Consider the following 17,428-nt stretch of genomic DNA (forward strand, 5'->3'; position numbering starts at 1 on the left):
GAAAGCATAAGCTCTCTGCTTAAAGTGTCGACAAATTTTATTTCCAAGAGATAAAGCGTTAAAGAAAAGATTATTTAATGAAGAATATAGAATTGAAGTCGCCTCTTACTTTAGCTTTATAACCACTTTTTGACTTTGTCGACAGTCCAGGGCAGGCTTAAGCCCGCTTTCTCTTTTGATATAGCGCCGCCAGGGACGACAGCGCAACCGTCAGAAGCCCCAGGGCCGCACCGACAGACGCCGCGTTCCAGGGCACCAAGTACCAGCCCGTCATGATCAGGGCTGTTAAGACAACCACGGTCAGCTTTGCCAGATGGCTCAAGCGCGCACACTCCGCCCCGGTCAGGGGCTTGTTCTCATGGGCCACCGGCGCGGTGCGCACAATGACCGGGATGCCGATGGTTAAGGCTCCCAGAATAACCGGCAGGTAGTAAAGCGGCGGCAGAAAAATGATCACTGCCAGAAACACCGAAAAAATGACCGTAAAGCTCAGGATACAGAAAAAATGCGAGGACGCGTGGTACCCTCCAGCGGACTGCCGAAGCACCAGAAAGGCCAAAACAAAGCTCACGCCGCCCCACACCTGCCCGGTGAGGCATATTAAAAGCACCACCACCGCCAGGTTGATGACCGCGGACAGCAGGAGCTCAAAGCTGTAAATATAAATCTCCCGGTCTTCAGCGTCAATGATGCGGTGGTGGATGAAGGTGGTGGTTAGTTTTTGGGATAGGTTGTGGATCATGGGGGAGTCTCCTGTTTTACAATAGTTTTTCATTTATTCACTTAAAGCCTTAAACTCGTATTCCAAGTGCATCTAAAAAATAATTATAATAGCTGATCTTATCATATTTAACCCTTACCTCAGCTGTCATTCCAGATGTAAGATAGACTGGCTGATTCTTTTTATCAAACAGACAATTTGCATCCGGCTGTACTTTTGCCTTAAAATAAATATTGCCGTCCTTTTCCTGTATGGTTGCATCGGCATCTATATCTGTCACCTTACCCTTCAAGGTTCCAAATTCAGTTTCTAATAAACCATTAACGGCTATTTCTACCGGGTCGCCTATATCTATCTTTGAACGATCTGATGAACTGATACTTGTTTCAAAATAAAGATTATCTTTTCCCGAAAGTGTTGCAATGGCACTCCCAGCCTGTATTACCATTCCATCTGCGACCGGGATCGTTGTATGCAACACCCCTGTAATCGGCGCAGTGATTGTATATTCATTTTTACCAGTTTCCAGCGTATCGGATTGAACCTGAAGTTTATCTCTTTCAGCCTGATATTGCGCCTTTTCTTTTGTAGCCTCAGCAAGTGTTTGATCAAATATTTGCTGTTGTTTATTAAGGTAGGTATCCTTATACTGCTGTATCTGTTCATCGGTCATGCCTTGCTTTTTCATTAATTCATCATTGATCTGATCAATGCTCAGCTGTTGCTCGGCCTGACTAGAATCCATCACAGCTATACGGTTATAAAATTCAGCTTCTACCGAATCGTTAGGATCAAAGGTATTCGTTCCATATTTTAAATTGCTTTCCAGTCTGCTTAGCAGCTGTATCCGATTGTCGGTAATGGCAATCTGGCCTTCAATCTGCTGTTTTTGCAAAGCTAAATCTGGCGAATTGACGACGCCTAAAATTTCACCGGTTTGCACTTCCTTGTTCTCCTCTATTGCGCAATTCATAATCTCTCCTGAGAATTCACTCATGATATAGCGAAGCTCATTCGACTGCACCATTCCCTGCCCTTTGACAACGTAAGTTTTATCCGTTCTGATTGATAAAAAAATCAAAACAATGACTAAAACAAGTACCAATAGTACAATAATCGGAAAAAGTACCGGCGGATTACGATCATACATAATACGGCTGTCTTTTAAATCTGAATAATGATAAATTTTCATATAAACCTCAATATATTATTCTATGTCAGAATAATGGCATAAATATATGTGCAAGTATACTACTACTTTCATCTTGCTTCAGATAAACGGTATAGTTATCACCTCTTAATTTTAATTCGTGTTCATAAGCATAAACGGATAATTTTTGATATGCTATTTGAATACAATCATTTTTTCCTCGAAACTCCGCCATTAAACATTTTTCCTCATAAATTTCACGAGAAAACGCATAAGGTTCATTAATTTTAATGGTATCTTCTGATACTTGCATTATATATGCAATCTGAATACGCGGCAAATCATTTTCAATACAAACCGTCGTATGGGTTATTAACGGCCCAATTTGTTTTAATCCTTTAGATCTTATACAATTAACCATTTGATTAATTATCTTACTTTCTGTTTTGCTTTCTTTTGGATCAAAAACATACTGGATACAATTGGAAAGTTTTAATTTTTTTTCTTTGTTTACCAATATTTCTTTCATTTTTACCTCTCTAATATTTACTTAATAATTCAAAATATTATAACTTTATAGCGCAAAATAAATTTATCTTTTTTTCCAAACAAGCAATATAACAGAAACCACTAACAAAATAGCAAACAAGACTCCAATTACTATGGTTAATACGTTTATATAATTATCAAATAAACTTTTACCTTTTGTTGCTACAAATACTAATAGACCTATTAACAATAAACTAACAATGCCAATTAGAAAAAATGCTCGATTTTTCACATTATTTTTTATTACCATCTTTGTTTTTTTTTATTACCAAATAAATATTCAAAATGTTTATTATGATACCTATACCGATAAATATGCAAACAATAACCGTTACTTCAGAGACCGTCAAAAAATTTGTTTTATAGGCTATATAAGCAATAAATGCCAGACAAAACAGTATTATCGACTGTATGGCAATAAACACTTTCTTTTTTTTCATCATTTCACCTCATTATATCTTATTCTATATAATATAATTAGCTAAAAATTTTGTTTTATAGCGTAAAATAGATTTTTAAATACTTACTAACTATTTAAGAAAGAAAACCCGCACTTACCAATCTTCCCGTTCTAAACTGCATATAATATCCTCCTTTAGCTGCTGCAATACCCATTACTCCAGCACCAGCAGCAAAAACTACATTAGCAGTCATACCAGCTATTGCACCAGGTATTCCACCTAATAAAGCTATTACACCACCAATAGTAGCGCCTGCAATTGCTAAATATGCTGCTTGTCTCGCACAATCTTCTCCATTTAATTCAACATAGTATCCAGCACCATTAAAAATTGGTCTATAACTGACACCGCCATCAATATACTCCATCTCATCGTTATTAATAGCTTGATAATCTCTCGGCATTCTCATTTGTTTATCTGTGTACAAATTATTAATTTTCATAATTTAATCTCCTGTTTTTCCATTTTACGCCATAAAACAAATTTTTTAGTTAATTATATTTTGTTTGCGAATTTAAACATAAACCATAATATCCTTTTCTTCGATAGATTCTTCTTCTCTATCAGTATCTTTGTAATCTTTCTCTCCAATTTGACTCATCCACAGCTGATAATACATATTTTTATTTTCCAATAACTGCTCATGGCTCCCAACTTCTACGACTCTTCCTTTATCCATCACATAAATTACATCACAGTTCCGAATTGTACTTAAGCGGTGAGCAATGATCAGCATCGTTGTCTTCTGTAATTTATTAAAAATCGTATCATATATTTTACTTTCACTAATAAAGTCAAGATTACTGGTAGCTTCATCTAAAATCAAAAATTCCGGCTGTTTTACCAGCGCCCTTGCCATCGCTAATCGCTGTTTTTCTCCACCCGATAAGCCCCCTCCTGCTTCTTCAAGAAATGTTTGATACCTTCCGGGAAGCTTTTCGATAAAGCTGTCACAACCGCTTAGCTCACAGGCATATTCCACTTCTTGCTGGGAAGCTCCAGGTTTACCTCTGCGTATATTACTAATAACAGTTCCTGAAAAGAGCTCTACATTTTGTGGCACATATCCAATTGACTTTCTTAAACTTCGAATATCGTAATCCATTATTTCCTTATGATTAATCATGATACTGCCATCTTCATAGTCAAAAAATCGGAGCAATAGTTTTGATAGAGTTGTCTTTCCAGATCCTGATTCCCCAACTAATGCGACCTTTTTTCCTTTAGGGATAGTCAGAGAGACTTTATCTAACACAGGTTTTCTGGAACCGTAACGGAACATAACATTCTTTATCTCAATATCTGAATGAATCTTATTAAAAATCGGATACTTAATCTCTGTATTTTGTTCCTCTTCTACTTCTAAAATTTCAGACATACGTTTCATCGATATACTGGCTTCCTGTATCTGAAACTGCATACTGATCAATCTTCCGATCGGCTCCATAAAATATCCTGATAAAGAAGTAAAGGCAAATAAGGTCCCAAGTGTTATATTTCCCTCCATTACCTGTAAAGCTCCAATATACATTAAAACAAGGTTACCCATTGTTGATATAACACCGTTAATGCTTCCTTGAATATTTGACAAGAACCCTTGATGAAAGTTTACACGCAGATTTTTTATATAGTCTTTCTCAATATACTCCATCGTTTGTTCTTCATTTGCATTCCCTTTAACTGCTTCAATCCCCCTTAAGCTTTCAATAATGGTTGAATTAAGCTGTGCTGACTGCTCCATTTGTTCATAATTAATTTTTTTATAAGGCCGTTTAAAAATATAAATCAAAATTGCGCTGATAAAAGTGATTACAACAATAACTGCAAAAAGGCTTTTATTCATAACATATAAAATAACCCCTGAAGCAACAGTCATCACTACGTCAATAATAATTGTCAGATAGATTGATGTAAGGACATTTTTTATTGTAAAGCTATCTGAAAACCGGGTTAAAATATCGCCAACCTTTCTTGTCGCAAAGAACCTGACCGGTAAGTTGAAAATATGATTGAAATAGCCTAAAACCAACGGTATATCAATTTTTTGGGATAAATACAAAAGCATATGTGAACGAATAAAACCAACTGCTGCTTGTGTAAGGCCAAGTAGACCAAACGCAATAACGTAAATCAGCAGTTCTTTTTCTAAATGATATGGTAAGATTTCATCCATAAAAAACTTATTGAATAATGATGAAATAATACCAAAGACAGTTAACAATAACGAGGCAATGATCGCGTAAATAAATAATTTTTTTTGAGCTAGGATTAGTTTCATAAAATGATCAAATACCGACTTTGTTTTTTGTTTTGATTCAACAAATTTTTCTGTGGGCTTTAGCAAAAGCAAAATACCATCAAAGTCATCGTAAAAATCGACAACAGACATCCTTTCATCGCCCTTTGCCGGATCGGATATCCATACATTACCTTTTTTTATCTTACGAATAACAATGTAGTGGGCTAACCCCTCATCTGTTAAAACATGGGCTATGGCTGGTAATGTAAAAGGTTCTTGAAAATTTTCCATATCTACTCGAAGTGCTTTTGTTTCAAAGCCCAAAAACTCTGCCCCTTTTGCCAAACCGGCCAAAGTAGTGCCTTTAATATCTGTCCCCAAGACATCCCGTAATTTGGTAATACTCAATTCTTTGTGATAATAAAAGCAAATCATCGAAAGACAGGCTGCACCACAATCGGTTGCATCGTGTTGCTTTACTAATACTTTTCTTTTCAATCAATCACCCCACAAAAATTTCCATAAACATCTTAGTTATCTTTTTTAAATTTCTTCATCCCTTCTGGCTCCTTCGGCTGATACTGCCAAAAACACGCCGATGCATTCGATGTAAAAATGCCCATCTGCAAAGCTAAAATAGTGAGCAAAGGCCCAAAGCGAACGATTATTTTTTTCATTTTTTCTTTCATTTTCTTTACCTCTTTCTCAGCTTTAATAAAAAAAGCTATCTTTAAATTTATCCTTCTGGATAATTTAAAGATAGCATGATTGCGTTTACTTTTAAAGAGGGCTCGCAGAATTGACGGTTTATCTCACAGAATTAACGGGGTCTTTAAAGTTTAAATTGATGGACAAGCAAAACCAGCCGTTCTTTACCTCATAACCCATCGTCCCATCATATTGTTTTGTTAATTGATGTATTGTTTTAAGACCAAAGCCGTGATTTATCTGATCTTTTTTCGTTGTAACCAGCTCATCTGAATCCTTGACCGGTTTCTCATCAAAGGTGTTTTTTATGTTGATCAAAAGCATCTCCCCTGTTTTACGTAAGCTTAATATGATCTCCCCCTGTCCACACGGCATTTTTTCACAGGCCTCCAGTGCATTCCCCAAAATAATACACAAATCCATTTCGTCAATGTGTAAATCTTCTGGTAGCCATATATTAACATCAAATTGGATTTGTAGTTCATTTGCTCTTGATTTTTTATTGTTAATAACCGCATCAACAGCAGGATGCCCTGTATTATATGTCAATTCTCCCAAGTTTTCAACGTGTTTATCTACATACTTTTTAGCATCTTCTATATTTTCCGCATTTAGATAACCAGAAAGAGCCGCAAAGGCATTTTTCAGGTCATGACGTATTTTCCTTATTTCCTCATTTGAAACTTCAAGATTGCGATAATACAAACGCTGATTTTCAATTTGCTGTTCAAGATAAAGCCCTCTTAACTGCTGTTTTTGAAGGTTCTCTTCCTTTTCGAAAAAAGTAAAGGAATAAATATTTCCAATAAAAAGCCCTACGATGCCAAATACACACATAATAATGCTTATTGGATTATCGAAATCATTAAAACGAAGCATCTGACTCAATATTGCAATGCTCGCTATTGGTAATATCAGAAGATAGATCACTCTAAGCATCGATAGCCGATTAATATCTGCTTTCCAGTGAACGTAAACAAAGCTTACAAAAGACAGCAGTAAAAATTTTGTTATTATATTTGAAATCAGCATATACTTGGGCGCAAACCGTATATGTTCAATACTTTCATTGCTGAACATCATTACAGCATAAGTTGATAAAACATCACATAAAGCCATAATCACGCAAAAAATCAGTGTTGCCACAAAACCAATTTTCCATGGAACATGGTATATCCCAAAAATAACTATACAGCCTATTGCAGTAAACGAGATTAATGCTAATGGATTTTTTAGAAAGACCAAAGAGATAAATATCCAAACGCTTACTCCCGCTACTTCAAAGATAATTTGAATCCTTTTGTTCGCTTTGTTTTTCGAAAAAGCCCGTACCCAGTAATAGATCAAAACCGCCTCAAACACAGCGGCAAAAGCCTGCACCCAAATTTCCTGCATTTTATATTCCCACCTTACGTTGATACTCTAAAAAAGTGCATCGGGCATTGTCTTTATATTTTCTGCTTACCGGCAAAATTTTATCCTTATGCCATAAAATGACCTTTTCACTATAAAACTGCTTGATATATTTCATATTGACTAAATAACTCTGATGAATGCGGATAAAATAATAATCAAGGAGTCTGATTTCTTCCTCGCTCAATTTTCCTACTATTTTGTAATCTTTCTCCTTGGTATGTACCAGAACGTTCCAGCCTGATGATTCAAGATAAACCATTTGTGAAATTGGAATTTTTGTTTTTACGCCTTTATACTCTAACACATAGTCCTGTTTTCTTAAAACAAAAGCCGTTACCACGCGTTCCATTTCCTGTTTAAAAAAAGAATCATTCAAAGGCTTTTCTAAATACTGAAAAGCCCCTAGACGAAAAGCTTGCGTGACATACTCGTGGTGGGAAGTCACAAAAATCAAAAAAACATCTGGTTTTATACGCCTCAATTTTTGTCCAACAGCTACCCCGTCCATATCTGGCATTTCAATATCCAAAAAAGCAAGATCAAAAGGCTTTTTTTCTGCCACCTTCAAAAGATCCCGTCCTCTTTCAAAAAAGATGATTTCAGATTTGAACTTTTTACTTTCAAAATAAGCTTTTAAGCGTTTTTTTAAGTCCTTTCTGAAATAAGCTTCATCATCACACACCCCAATACGGAACATTTTCAAGACCTCCTCTCTCCATCCATGGATTTACGCTTTATTTTATTATAACATTTTCAACTTATAAAAGATATCTATATATTTTTTAGACATATAAAAAAGACAGAAAGCCCGTACTTTCTGTCTTTTCCATAATTTGCCCGTTATTTATAAAAGCGTTTATGTCACTTTCTCAAAATAAGCCCGGACGCTGTTATCCTCTGGTACGAGCTCCGCGCGGTCTATACGGTATTCGATTCCCTGGTCCTTAACCGATTCATTGAGTGCTGACAAATCGTTTTTTACCTGTTCATTATACACATCCCAGGATTCATAGTATTTTAGAACATAGGTCTCCTTATTAATTCGCCTGTAGGTGGCATCGACTTTTGAATCGGAGCTGGGCGCGCCTGCTGTGTAGCTGATATCGCTCAGAACAAATTCCGCTTTATCCGGGTCCACAAGCGCGTTCATTGTCTCCAGATCCTTTTGGTATTCCGACCGGAATGCTTTGATGTTGTCGTACTGTTTAAAAATCGCGTTCTGATTGTTCTCTACTTGTTCTTCCATGGTTTTTTCCGCTTTGTTTTCTTTCTGTACGTCTTCTTTATCTGGCGTGCATCCTGACAATGGCAAAGAGAAAACCAGCAATGCCAGCATCATTACAAACAATTTCTTTTTCATTTTTTCTCCTTTCTCGTGGTTTTTATCCCTTAAAAAAATCACATTCAAAGCAAATGGTACCTTTTTAGCACTAGATATCTATCTTTAATCTTGTTAAAAACAAATATAGCATGTTTATGCCTGCCATAAAAGATCTTTCGCAAAACTAACCGGCTATCTCGCAAATTTAACTGGTATAATCACAAAATATGATTATCTTGTCGTTTTGTCTTTTTGCCAAATTCAGAAGAACGCTGTGAGGATAGACAAAGTGCGCAGTTCAATATTTTTGGACCAAAAGATAAAGGTAACTGCCCATTAATACTATGTCAAAGGTTAAAAAATCTTTAATACTAACAAAGATGCTTATCCCAATATAACCTGCTGCAAAAAAACCGAGCAGGATAATTAAATTGCTGATTAAAATAATTTTCAACGCCTTGTTTGAACTTACCTTTTTACAGTCCTTATACAAACCTGCGATCAATATGCCTGAAATGATGTAAATAAGCAGTAAAAATATGAACGCGGCATAGTAGAGACCTGTACTCATCATCGCATCAATATTGACTGCCCGCCATTTAGCTATAAAATTACTTATTGTTAATAACCCCAAAATAATATATGGTGTCACCGCAATTTTAATCAAAAACTTGTTTTCGCTCATTTCTGTCACCTCATTATCAATATCGAAGTTTTCTTCACTCGAAACAGGAAACTCCAACTAATTCTTACACAATCAATTTTTATCTCCCGCAACTGGAGCCCTAACAACCCCATTTATGATAAAGTACCCCGACAGCAGTAACAACACCTGCAAAAATGCCCGATTCGCTCCTTTGGACAGAAAGAAAAGTACCATCCTGACAAAAAACGCTGAGGATTGAAAACTATAAAAAATGTATGGGAGATAAAGAATCATATATAACGCAAACAGAATTAGCCCGATAATAATGCTGTCCTTTTTTATTTTGCTTCTTCTTTTTAAGTTAAAGTCCTTACTGATCCATACCATTGAGAGCACCAGTGCCAGGATAACCGCCGGGGAAAAAACATAATGATAAAGCACCATATTGTTTTCTAATTCAGGATTGATCAGAGCATAGGCCCTATCGGGTATGCTTTCGAGCACCAGTGTGTTCAGAAGCGCGTATACCGACAGAACCAGGAGCACCAAAATGATTTTAATGACAAGACGAACTCCCCGCATACTTTTGGATTCTTCCCGCAGCAGCCTGTTTAGATACGCTTTTAGTTTCATGGACTTTCCTCCTCTTATTCTGCAAACGCTCTTTTTTGTAAAGATAAAGGTCATTTTATTGGTTTTTCTTTTCCTCAATTTTCTTGCACAGAAAATACCCGGCCATCACAATGACCAAAAACAGAATAACTGGAATAAGGAATTGGAAAAAGACCACAAAGGGTGGCTGGCCCTTCAGGCCCAGCTCCGCAGAGCCGAAAAGTGTTTCATTAATTCTGTAAAGAGGCTTGCTCAGCCAGTGGAAAAGCTGATAGTTAAGCACGATATCCACCATAATGATGACGCTGTAAACCACCCAGCTCACGCCGTTTTTGATGGTATCTCTCATTCTGCGCACCTCCTGTCCTCAATTCTTCTAATTTTTCAGACAATCTTCTCATAATAGGCCCGGATATTTTCCTGCTCTGGTACAAGTTCCGCAATGGTCGGCTTGTAGGTGATCCCCTGTGCCTTGCCGGATTCGTTCAGGGCTGCCAGGTCGCTTTCTTTTAATTCGCCGTATTCTTCAAATGAATCGTAATACTTCAGCACATACTTATCCTTGTCAATCTTTTTATAGGCTGCCGTTACCTTTGAAGACTCCTGAATCTGTGGGTACTCATACTCAAGATTTTTCAAAACAATATCATATTTATGAGGATCTACCAGCCCGTTCATGGTTCTCAGATCATTTTGATACACGGCTCTAAAGGCCTTGATATTATCGTATTCTTTAAATATGTCGCTTCGGCCATTTTGAATCTGCTCCTCAATACTCCTTTCGGACAGAGGGATTTCCTCACTTGCCATTTCTTTTGCTGAGCAGCCAAAAAACATCAGGCAGCAGACTGCCAGCAGCGCGAGCACTGTCAATAATTTCTTCTTCACTTTTGACCTCCCATCTCTTAATTTCCAGCTTTTTTATGATCTCAATGACCTTTACGCATACTGAAACGGAAATAATTAATATCACTTTTCCTTTCATTTCACTGTCCTTTTTTAAAACTCATCATTAACAAAACTAGGTAATAGCCCATCAATAAAAGGGACAAGGTCGTAAATGACGGCACCTTGATAAAGAACAGCATATTCACGCCCAGTCCGCCGAAGCCAGAATAATAGATGGACCAAAATGCAATTGGTACCATAAAATTGACAGCCATAATGCTTCTTGCCCATTTTGTACCATACACACTTTTGGGAATAATGTGCAGGAGGGCCAGGAGAACCCCGATGACAGGGTACATCAAAATGGTGAAAACAAACAAAAAGGGTTCGAAAGCCAGCGTGGTCGGGCTTGGCCTGTAATACTCATACCAGTGCACAGTGACCATCGCCAGAATAAGGTACGGAACTACCGCCAGATAGACTAAACATATCTTATTTTTCATTGTTTTCCTCTCAGTCTGAAACTTTTCGTTTACATCTTTACCACTTATAAAAGCATGTCATCTGATCCACAAAGAACCGGTTAATGATCACCTGATTTTCCTCTACCTGGAAATGAAAGAATTTTTGAAGCTCGCAGATATAGCGCGTGCTGTTCATATCTGGTTTAAAGTTGATAACCGACGCTTTTTCGTCAGGTACATTCTTTTTTATACGGTTCCGGTATTCTTCAAACAGCTCACTGGCGTAATTTCTTGCAGGGTATGATAATTTTTGATATTGCATTTTATGTCCTCCTTTTTTAACAATAGAAATGACATTGGCCGCTTTTCATCCCTCAGGGGAGGCACACATCCTGTACTGCCCTCATGGCTCCTCTCCTTTCTTTTTATCCGTCTCCCACCGGTAAGCCAGATAGATGAGCACAGTCACATTGACAGCGATGGTCCAGGCTGGTACCATTTCTATTCCTCCCATGTATCCCAGATACGCCACCGCGCTATTGCCTGTGGCGCTGGACAGTGTCATAAAAACAAGGTTTGAGGCCGTACCAACCATAAAATGTAAATAATAGGCGATCAGCGGCGACAGCGCGCAGATGATCATCCCGTTTCGCACATATTTTTTCATGGATTCTCACCCTTTCTCAAACTTATAACGAGCAAATACACATAGTAACCAAAGAGCAGAAAAGAAATCTGATAAAAATAGCGGGCAATTAAAATTAGAATACTGGTAAATTTGAATGAACACGTTTAAAATCAACAATAGCGCAACCGATATTTAATTTATCTCCATTATATCACCTTTATCTCTGAAAAGATATACATAAAAAATGCAATTTTTTGTACAAAAAAACACCGCCGGTTCTGTCGAAACCGGACGGCGGATTGGGCTTTGTCTGTTATTCATAAATTTGCAGCAGCATGGGGACAAACAAAATCCCCACGTCCCCGGGCTCATGGGCGATCCAGTCCAGCAGAATACTTGACAGCAGCTCCTTCTGGGGTTTGGTCATGGATGGATCGTGGATAATGCTTTCCAGGCTGTTTAACGCCATTTTACATTCGACCTGCTTTTCCTCTGGCAGCTCCAAAAGCATATTGTCAAAGCCGTCCCAGGCTGTACCGTAGTCGGTCTCACGGGCGAGCTCTGGATCGGCGCCCTGGGTCTCGAAGGCGGCGGGATACAGGATGTTTTCTTCCCGGGCGTTGCCCTCAGCCATGCGCCCCAGGCCGGTATAACGCCTGGTTCTCCGCTTCAGAAGCTGAAGGACCATCTCATAGGAGGCTTCTCTGGCTTCGCCGGTTTCGATGACTGAGAGGCCTGTGTATTTTTTTAATAATTCTGAATACGTGTTTTCCGAGTAATCTTCCAGATATCTGGCAAAAATGCATTGCAGTATGTCCTGATAGACTGCTTTTTCCTGTGGCTGCATATCGATTCCTCCTTGTTTAGAACTATTTCTATTATACAATGGTTTTACCCATTTCTCAAGCCGCTCAACGCTCTTGGCTAAAGATTGTACAAAACCAGTGAAAAGTAGGTCACGATGTTCTGTCCGCAGTCGTAATCCAGGCCCTGTTGGGCTGCCATCTGCATAATCATAATGCCGTGGCTCTCAATGGTCTTAAAGGCTCTTTCGGGGTGGCGGCAGGGCGCGTCTGGGTAAGCGCAGTGCTCACAGGGAATGCAGCCTGTTGACAGAATAAGCGGATTTTCGGTCTCCTGCCTGAAGATCTGGGCGACATCGTAGGTAATGGCCTCATGGTCGCCTCTGGCCTCAACGCAGGCCTTGAGGTCGAAGGAATCTGCCACCTCGGTCACGGTCGAGAAGAGAAAAGCGTGCGCATAGGCCTGGCATTCGGCAATGCAGTCCTCAATGCTGCCGATGACCGGCGGGCAGACCCAGCGCCTGCCGTACATGCCGCAGTCATTCATGGCGCAGATGGTGCGCACATCCTGTGTGAAAATAATATCCTTTACCGGGAAAAAGGCATAGTCGTAAAGGGGCATTTCCAGGAGGCGCGCCTCGATTTTTTCTTGTCTTTTCACTTTCCGCCTCCTCTATACATGCAGTTTTTTCTTCAGGTATGCCTTGGTACGGTCGGGCACGCCGTGGTAAATCCCCATGAGCAGGGCGATAATGCAGATGCCAGAGATCGCCACGATCAGGGACCAGGTAAAGCGCAGGTGCCCCAGAAGGTTATAGGAAATCACACCGTCAATCCCCAGGCACAGCGTAGCGCTGAAAGCAATCAAAAACACTGGCGCGTAGATGAATTGATTTCGGTGACGGTTCTTTTTGTAGATGATACCAAAAACGAGAATATCAATAAAAAGAATTGTCACAATCGGCATGGCGTAATTTACAAACCAGTCTCCCGAACCACCCACAATCACATAAATAATAGAGCCAAGAAGCAGCGTTGTAAAATAACAGCCCAAAAGGTTCACCAGCGCCGGCAGATAATTAAAGCAAAACATCAGATACAGCGCCAGAGAAACGGATGATATCATAATAATCTGAGCAATGGTCGGGTTAAAAGGGATAAACCAGTATAACACCATATTAATTAAAAATACTGCCGCCACAATAATTTCCAGGGCGTAAAAAATCCGGTTCTTCTTCTCCTGATGTTCCTGCGGATAGGTATTGACTGCCAGGGGATAGCGCTTTTCGCCCTTTGGCTCCTCGCCGATATCAGGTATTGGAAAATCGCACAGCGGGCAGTTTTTGACGTTATTATCGACCTCAACACCGCATTTTGGACAATAGGCCATTAGGCATCCTCCTTTTCGACTTCGTAATAATTGATCTGGTTCCCTTCGATTCGTACCGGGATTCCCAGCCTTCGCAGCTTTCTGAAAAAAATCCGCTCAATGTCCTTTTCCCCTGTGGTCTTTCCAAAGGAGATATACAGCTTATCGCCATAGCTGGCCATCACGATTTTTAGCTTGTTTCCGGCGCTGGGCGGCGGGAATATCTCGAACCCGGTAATCCTGTCCCGGACCTCCTCGGGCATCCAGATGCTCCCCAGGTTGCTGACGGAGCTGGTGTAGCTTCTTTCGCCGTAGCGCTTGTATACAATGGGCATAATCACACGCTTTACCCACAGCGGGATCATGCGCAGCACCATGAGCTCTTCGTTCCGCACGTTTCTGGAAACATAGCGATTGATATTTTTCTGGTTGATGTACAGGCCCATATAGCCCTTGATCTGGTCGATAATCTCTTCCAGGCTGTAAACCCCCAGCTGCATATCAATGGCCGGGTTCAGGCTGATAAAGAAGTTCCGCAGGGTTTTGGACGGAAAAAAGGCTCTCAGGTCCACTGGCACATTGATGGCGATATTGGCCTTGGTATGGCCGGACCGGGCGCGTTTCTTTTTCTCGAGGCCCAGGATATACTCCTGAATACTCTCAAAATAAAGGGCTGTGATAAACTGCGTCAGGGTGCATTTGTGGGCTCTTGACTGTACCAGCATTTCTTTCACTGGTACAATGCCGGTCAGCAGCAGGTACTGCCCCTTATCCAGCAGGCCAAAGGGAAAATGGTAGGCCTTCTCCCCCTTTTCCGGCGGCGGAACCCTTTTTTCATAATATTTTTTAAAGGCGTCCTCGTATTCCTCGGGGTCGACCGGGCTGTTAATATCGATGATATCGCCCAGCTCCTTGCAGACAATGCCGTCCTTTACTTTAAAATATTCTAATACAAGCGGCTTTAAAAAAGCTAAACCACCGTAGCCGTCACAGATGGAATGGCTCATTTCCAAATGGATATAACGGCCATAATACAGAATCCGGAAAGGAAACACGCCCTTTCGCTGCCGGATGGTTTTACAGGGATAGTGTGATTCTTTTTCGACCAGGGGGCGATTTTCGGAATGGTCATAGTAATACCAGAAAAAGCCCCGGCGCAGCGTGACATTAAAGTACGGAAAGCGCACCATCACGTTGTCCAGAGCTTTTTGCAGGGCCTCGGGGTCTACCTCTTCTGTGAGACCCAGTGTCATCCGAAACACGGTTGATACTCTGGAGGACGCAATGGAAGAATAAAGGGTTCCCGCATTGTCCAGCTTGTACCATCCCTTTCTGGGTTGTCTGTCTGCCATTGTCAGCTGCCGACGATCAGGCCGTAGGCACTGCGGCTGGGCTTTGGAACACCCGCCTCGGATATGCTGAGCCCTGTCCCTTCGGTTTCCTTTGAGAATATTTTAAAGATCTGGATTCCCTGCTGCAGATCCCAGCCCTTTTCGCCTGGAAACAGCTCGGTGCTCTCTTCCATTTTAAACTCGTCTCTGATGGCGTTAAGCATAGCCTCCCTGGCCACGGCGCAGCTGAAATTACAGAGCTCCATGGTAATGTACTGTTCCAGTACCTTTTTGCGGTCAACACAGAAGGCTTCGATCTCTGGCCCGCAGGACACAATGTTTGGAAAAACAAAGCTTTCGCGCTTCAGTATTTCCAAAATCTCCCTGCTTTTAAAGGCCAGGCCGTCAATGGTGAACACGTCGCTGTCCACCATCTGTATCTCAGCCCGTTTGTACATGGCCACAGGTCTTATGTAGGGGCTGGCGGTTTCGATGATCTCGAATATCCGCTTTGAACGCTTCGACTCCTTTTCCATGCGGATATGCGTGAAAAAGGCGTCGACGTCGAGTTCAAAGGGAATATCCTTTAATACTCTTGCTTTGTTCATTTTAGTATGCGCGGGCGAAGTATGCCATTTTTTTCGCTGGCTTGCCACAGCAGACGCATTTTCCCTCGCCGATCACTTCTTGCTCATCGTCGAATGGAATACAGCGGACACTGGCCCCGGTTTCGTCTTTGATCTTGTCCTCGCAGGCGCGGTCTTCACACCACATGGCTTTGATGAAGCCTGGGTTTTCCTTGAGATTTTTCTTGAATTCGTCCATATCCACTGCGGTCGAGGTTTTTTCCTCGCGCATCTTGAGGGCACGGTCGAACAGGTTCTGCTGAATTTCGGCAAGCAGGTTGCGTACTGCTTCTGTGATATCATCCAGAGCTACCTGTACTTTTTCACCGGTATCACGGCGGGCCAGAACGCACTGTCCGTTTTCAATATCGCGCGGTCCGATTTCCAGACGGATCGGCACACCTTTCATTTCCCATTGGTTAAATTTCCAGCCTGGGGAGTTGCTGTCGTTATCGTCCAGCTCAACGCGGAATTCTGCGCCTAAAATATCCTTGAGCTCGTAGGCCTTGTCCAGAACGCCTTCCTTGTGCTGGGCAACAGGGATAATGACCAGCTGGGTCGGCGCGATGCGCGGCGGCAGAACCAGTCCGTTGTCGTCGCCGTGTACCATAATGATACCGCCGATCAGACGGGTGGATACGCCCCAGGAGGTGTGGTATGGGTAAGCCTGTTCATTATTACGGTCCAGGTAGGTAATATCAAAGGCTTTGGTAAAATGCTGTCCGAGGTTATGGGAGGTACCGGACTGCAGAGCCTGTCCGTCATGCATCAGCGCTTCCATGGTATAGGTTGCGGCGGCACCTGCGAATTTTTCCTTTTCGCTTTTCTGTCCAACGACAACCGGAATCGCCATAATATCTTCTGCCACTTCACGGTAGATGTTTAACATCTGCATGGTTTCTTCCTGTGCTTCCTCTGGGGTTTCATGCAGAGTATGGCCTTCCTGCCATAGGAATTCAGAGGTTCTCAGGAAAGGTCTTGTGGTTTTTTCCCAGCGCACTACGGAGCACCACTGGTTGTATAAAAATGGCAGCTGTCTGTAGGAATGCAGCCATTTTGCGTACATGCTGCAGATAATGGTTTCGGAGGTCGGGCGCACACAGAGGGGCTCTGCCAGCTCCTTGTCGCCGCCCTTGGTGACCCAGGCAACCTCGGGCGCAAAGCCCTCAACGTGCTCTGCTTCTTTTTTCAGCAGGCTTTCCGGAATCAGCAGCGGGAAGTACATGTTTTGATGCCCGGTGGCTTTAAAGCGCTCGTCATAGGCTTTCTGAATGTTTTCCCAGATGGCGTAGCCATAAGGGCGGATGACCATAAAGCCCTTGACTGGGGAGTAATCGACCAGTTCTGTTTTAGAGATAACGTCTGTATACCATTGTGGAAAGTCAACTTCCATTGGTGTGATTTCTTTAACCTGATTATTTTGTTTTTTACCCATTGTAAAATCCTTTCGTATTCAAACTCGCATGAAACTATTATAACACAAGTGGCGTGGCTTA

22 protein-coding genes are annotated in these 17,428 nt (G+C 41.1%); all 22 read right to left on the reverse strand.

What is annotated here, in order from left to right:
• Positions 1-157 precede the first annotated feature (157 nt).
• Positions 158-742, reverse strand: a complete 585-nt coding sequence (locus BUC22_RS00590) for an accessory gene regulator ArgB-like protein (protein ID WP_013381823.1) — start codon at positions 740-742, stop codon at positions 158-160.
• 49 nt (positions 743-791) lie between these two features.
• Positions 792-1,913, reverse strand: a complete 1,122-nt coding sequence (locus tag BUC22_RS00595; RefSeq protein WP_013381824.1) for an HlyD family secretion protein — start codon at positions 1,911-1,913, stop codon at positions 792-794.
• Between the two features lie 25 nt (positions 1,914-1,938).
• A complete protein-coding gene (locus tag BUC22_RS00600) occupies positions 1,939-2,400 on the reverse strand; it encodes a hypothetical protein (protein ID WP_013381825.1) in 462 nt (153 codons plus the stop codon).
• A gap of 554 nt (positions 2,401-2,954) precedes the next feature.
• Positions 2,955-3,323, reverse strand: coding sequence for a hypothetical protein (locus tag BUC22_RS00610; protein ID WP_013381827.1), 369 nt, complete (start codon positions 3,321-3,323; stop codon positions 2,955-2,957).
• A gap of 72 nt (positions 3,324-3,395) precedes the next feature.
• Positions 3,396-5,618, reverse strand: coding sequence for a peptidase domain-containing ABC transporter (locus tag BUC22_RS00615; RefSeq protein ID WP_073381807.1), 2,223 nt, complete (start codon positions 5,616-5,618; stop codon positions 3,396-3,398).
• Between the two features lie 32 nt (positions 5,619-5,650).
• Entirely contained in the window at positions 5,651-5,809 is a 159-nt protein-coding gene (locus tag BUC22_RS00620) for a cyclic lactone autoinducer peptide (protein WP_013381829.1), read from the reverse strand.
• Between the two features lie 118 nt (positions 5,810-5,927).
• Entirely contained in the window at positions 5,928-7,223 is a 1,296-nt protein-coding gene (locus tag BUC22_RS00625) for a sensor histidine kinase (protein WP_073381810.1), read from the reverse strand.
• 1 nt (position 7,224) lies between these two features.
• Complete coding sequence (locus BUC22_RS00630; RefSeq protein WP_073381812.1) at positions 7,225-7,941, reverse strand: LytR/AlgR family response regulator transcription factor; 717 nt, start codon at positions 7,939-7,941, stop codon at positions 7,225-7,227.
• A 159-nt stretch (positions 7,942-8,100) separates the two neighbouring features.
• A complete protein-coding gene (locus BUC22_RS00635; protein ID WP_041689922.1) occupies positions 8,101-8,604 on the reverse strand; it encodes a hypothetical protein in 504 nt (167 codons plus the stop codon).
• A gap of 259 nt (positions 8,605-8,863) precedes the next feature.
• Positions 8,864-9,250: a hypothetical protein gene (locus BUC22_RS00640; RefSeq protein ID WP_013381834.1), complete on the reverse strand. Its 387-nt coding sequence runs from the start codon at positions 9,248-9,250 to the stop codon at positions 8,864-8,866.
• A 72-nt stretch (positions 9,251-9,322) separates the two neighbouring features.
• Positions 9,323-9,844 carry a hypothetical protein gene (locus BUC22_RS00645; RefSeq protein ID WP_013381835.1) on the reverse strand — a complete coding sequence of 174 codons (522 nt, stop codon included), beginning with the start codon at positions 9,842-9,844 and terminating at the stop codon, positions 9,323-9,325.
• A 55-nt stretch (positions 9,845-9,899) separates the two neighbouring features.
• A complete protein-coding gene (locus BUC22_RS00650; protein ID WP_013381836.1) occupies positions 9,900-10,172 on the reverse strand; it encodes a hypothetical protein in 273 nt (90 codons plus the stop codon).
• 35 nt (positions 10,173-10,207) lie between these two features.
• The gene (locus BUC22_RS00655; RefSeq protein ID WP_013381837.1) at positions 10,208-10,711 is read right to left on the reverse strand and encodes a hypothetical protein; all 504 of its coding nucleotides are present in this window, start codon (positions 10,709-10,711) and stop codon (positions 10,208-10,210) included.
• Positions 10,712-10,809: 98 nt separating this feature from the next.
• Positions 10,810-11,214, reverse strand: a complete 405-nt coding sequence (locus tag BUC22_RS00665) for a hypothetical protein (RefSeq protein ID WP_013381839.1) — start codon at positions 11,212-11,214, stop codon at positions 10,810-10,812.
• Between the two features lie 37 nt (positions 11,215-11,251).
• Positions 11,252-11,497, reverse strand: coding sequence for a hypothetical protein (locus BUC22_RS00670; protein WP_013381840.1), 246 nt, complete (start codon positions 11,495-11,497; stop codon positions 11,252-11,254).
• 81 nt (positions 11,498-11,578) lie between these two features.
• Positions 11,579-11,842: a hypothetical protein gene (locus BUC22_RS00675; protein ID WP_013381841.1), complete on the reverse strand. Its 264-nt coding sequence runs from the start codon at positions 11,840-11,842 to the stop codon at positions 11,579-11,581.
• A gap of 274 nt (positions 11,843-12,116) precedes the next feature.
• Positions 12,117-12,650 (reverse strand): hypothetical protein, encoded by a 534-nt coding sequence (locus tag BUC22_RS00680; RefSeq protein ID WP_013381842.1) that lies wholly within the window; start codon positions 12,648-12,650, stop codon positions 12,117-12,119.
• A gap of 77 nt (positions 12,651-12,727) precedes the next feature.
• Positions 12,728-13,267 carry a DUF2284 domain-containing protein gene (locus tag BUC22_RS00685; RefSeq protein WP_013381843.1) on the reverse strand — a complete coding sequence of 180 codons (540 nt, stop codon included), beginning with the start codon at positions 13,265-13,267 and terminating at the stop codon, positions 12,728-12,730.
• A 12-nt stretch (positions 13,268-13,279) separates the two neighbouring features.
• On the reverse strand, positions 13,280-13,996 hold the full coding sequence (locus BUC22_RS00690; RefSeq protein ID WP_013381844.1) for a zinc ribbon domain-containing protein: 717 nt from the start codon (positions 13,994-13,996) through the stop codon (positions 13,280-13,282).
• Entirely contained in the window at positions 13,996-15,327 is a 1,332-nt protein-coding gene (locus BUC22_RS00695) for a condensation domain-containing protein (RefSeq protein ID WP_013381845.1), read from the reverse strand. Before BUC22_RS00695 ends, BUC22_RS00690 begins: the two co-directional genes overlap by 1 nt.
• Positions 15,328-15,329: 2 nt before the next feature.
• Positions 15,330-15,914, reverse strand: a complete 585-nt coding sequence (locus BUC22_RS00700) for a hypothetical protein (protein ID WP_013381846.1) — start codon at positions 15,912-15,914, stop codon at positions 15,330-15,332.
• A gap of 1 nt (position 15,915) precedes the next feature.
• Positions 15,916-17,367 carry a proline--tRNA ligase gene (gene proS, locus BUC22_RS00705; RefSeq protein ID WP_013381847.1) on the reverse strand — a complete coding sequence of 484 codons (1,452 nt, stop codon included), beginning with the start codon at positions 17,365-17,367 and terminating at the stop codon, positions 15,916-15,918.
• Positions 17,368-17,428: the final 61 nt, after the last annotated feature.

This window comes from Eubacterium callanderi, assembly GCF_900142645.1.
Classification (GTDB): Bacteria; Bacillota; Clostridia; order Eubacteriales; family Eubacteriaceae; genus Eubacterium; species Eubacterium callanderi.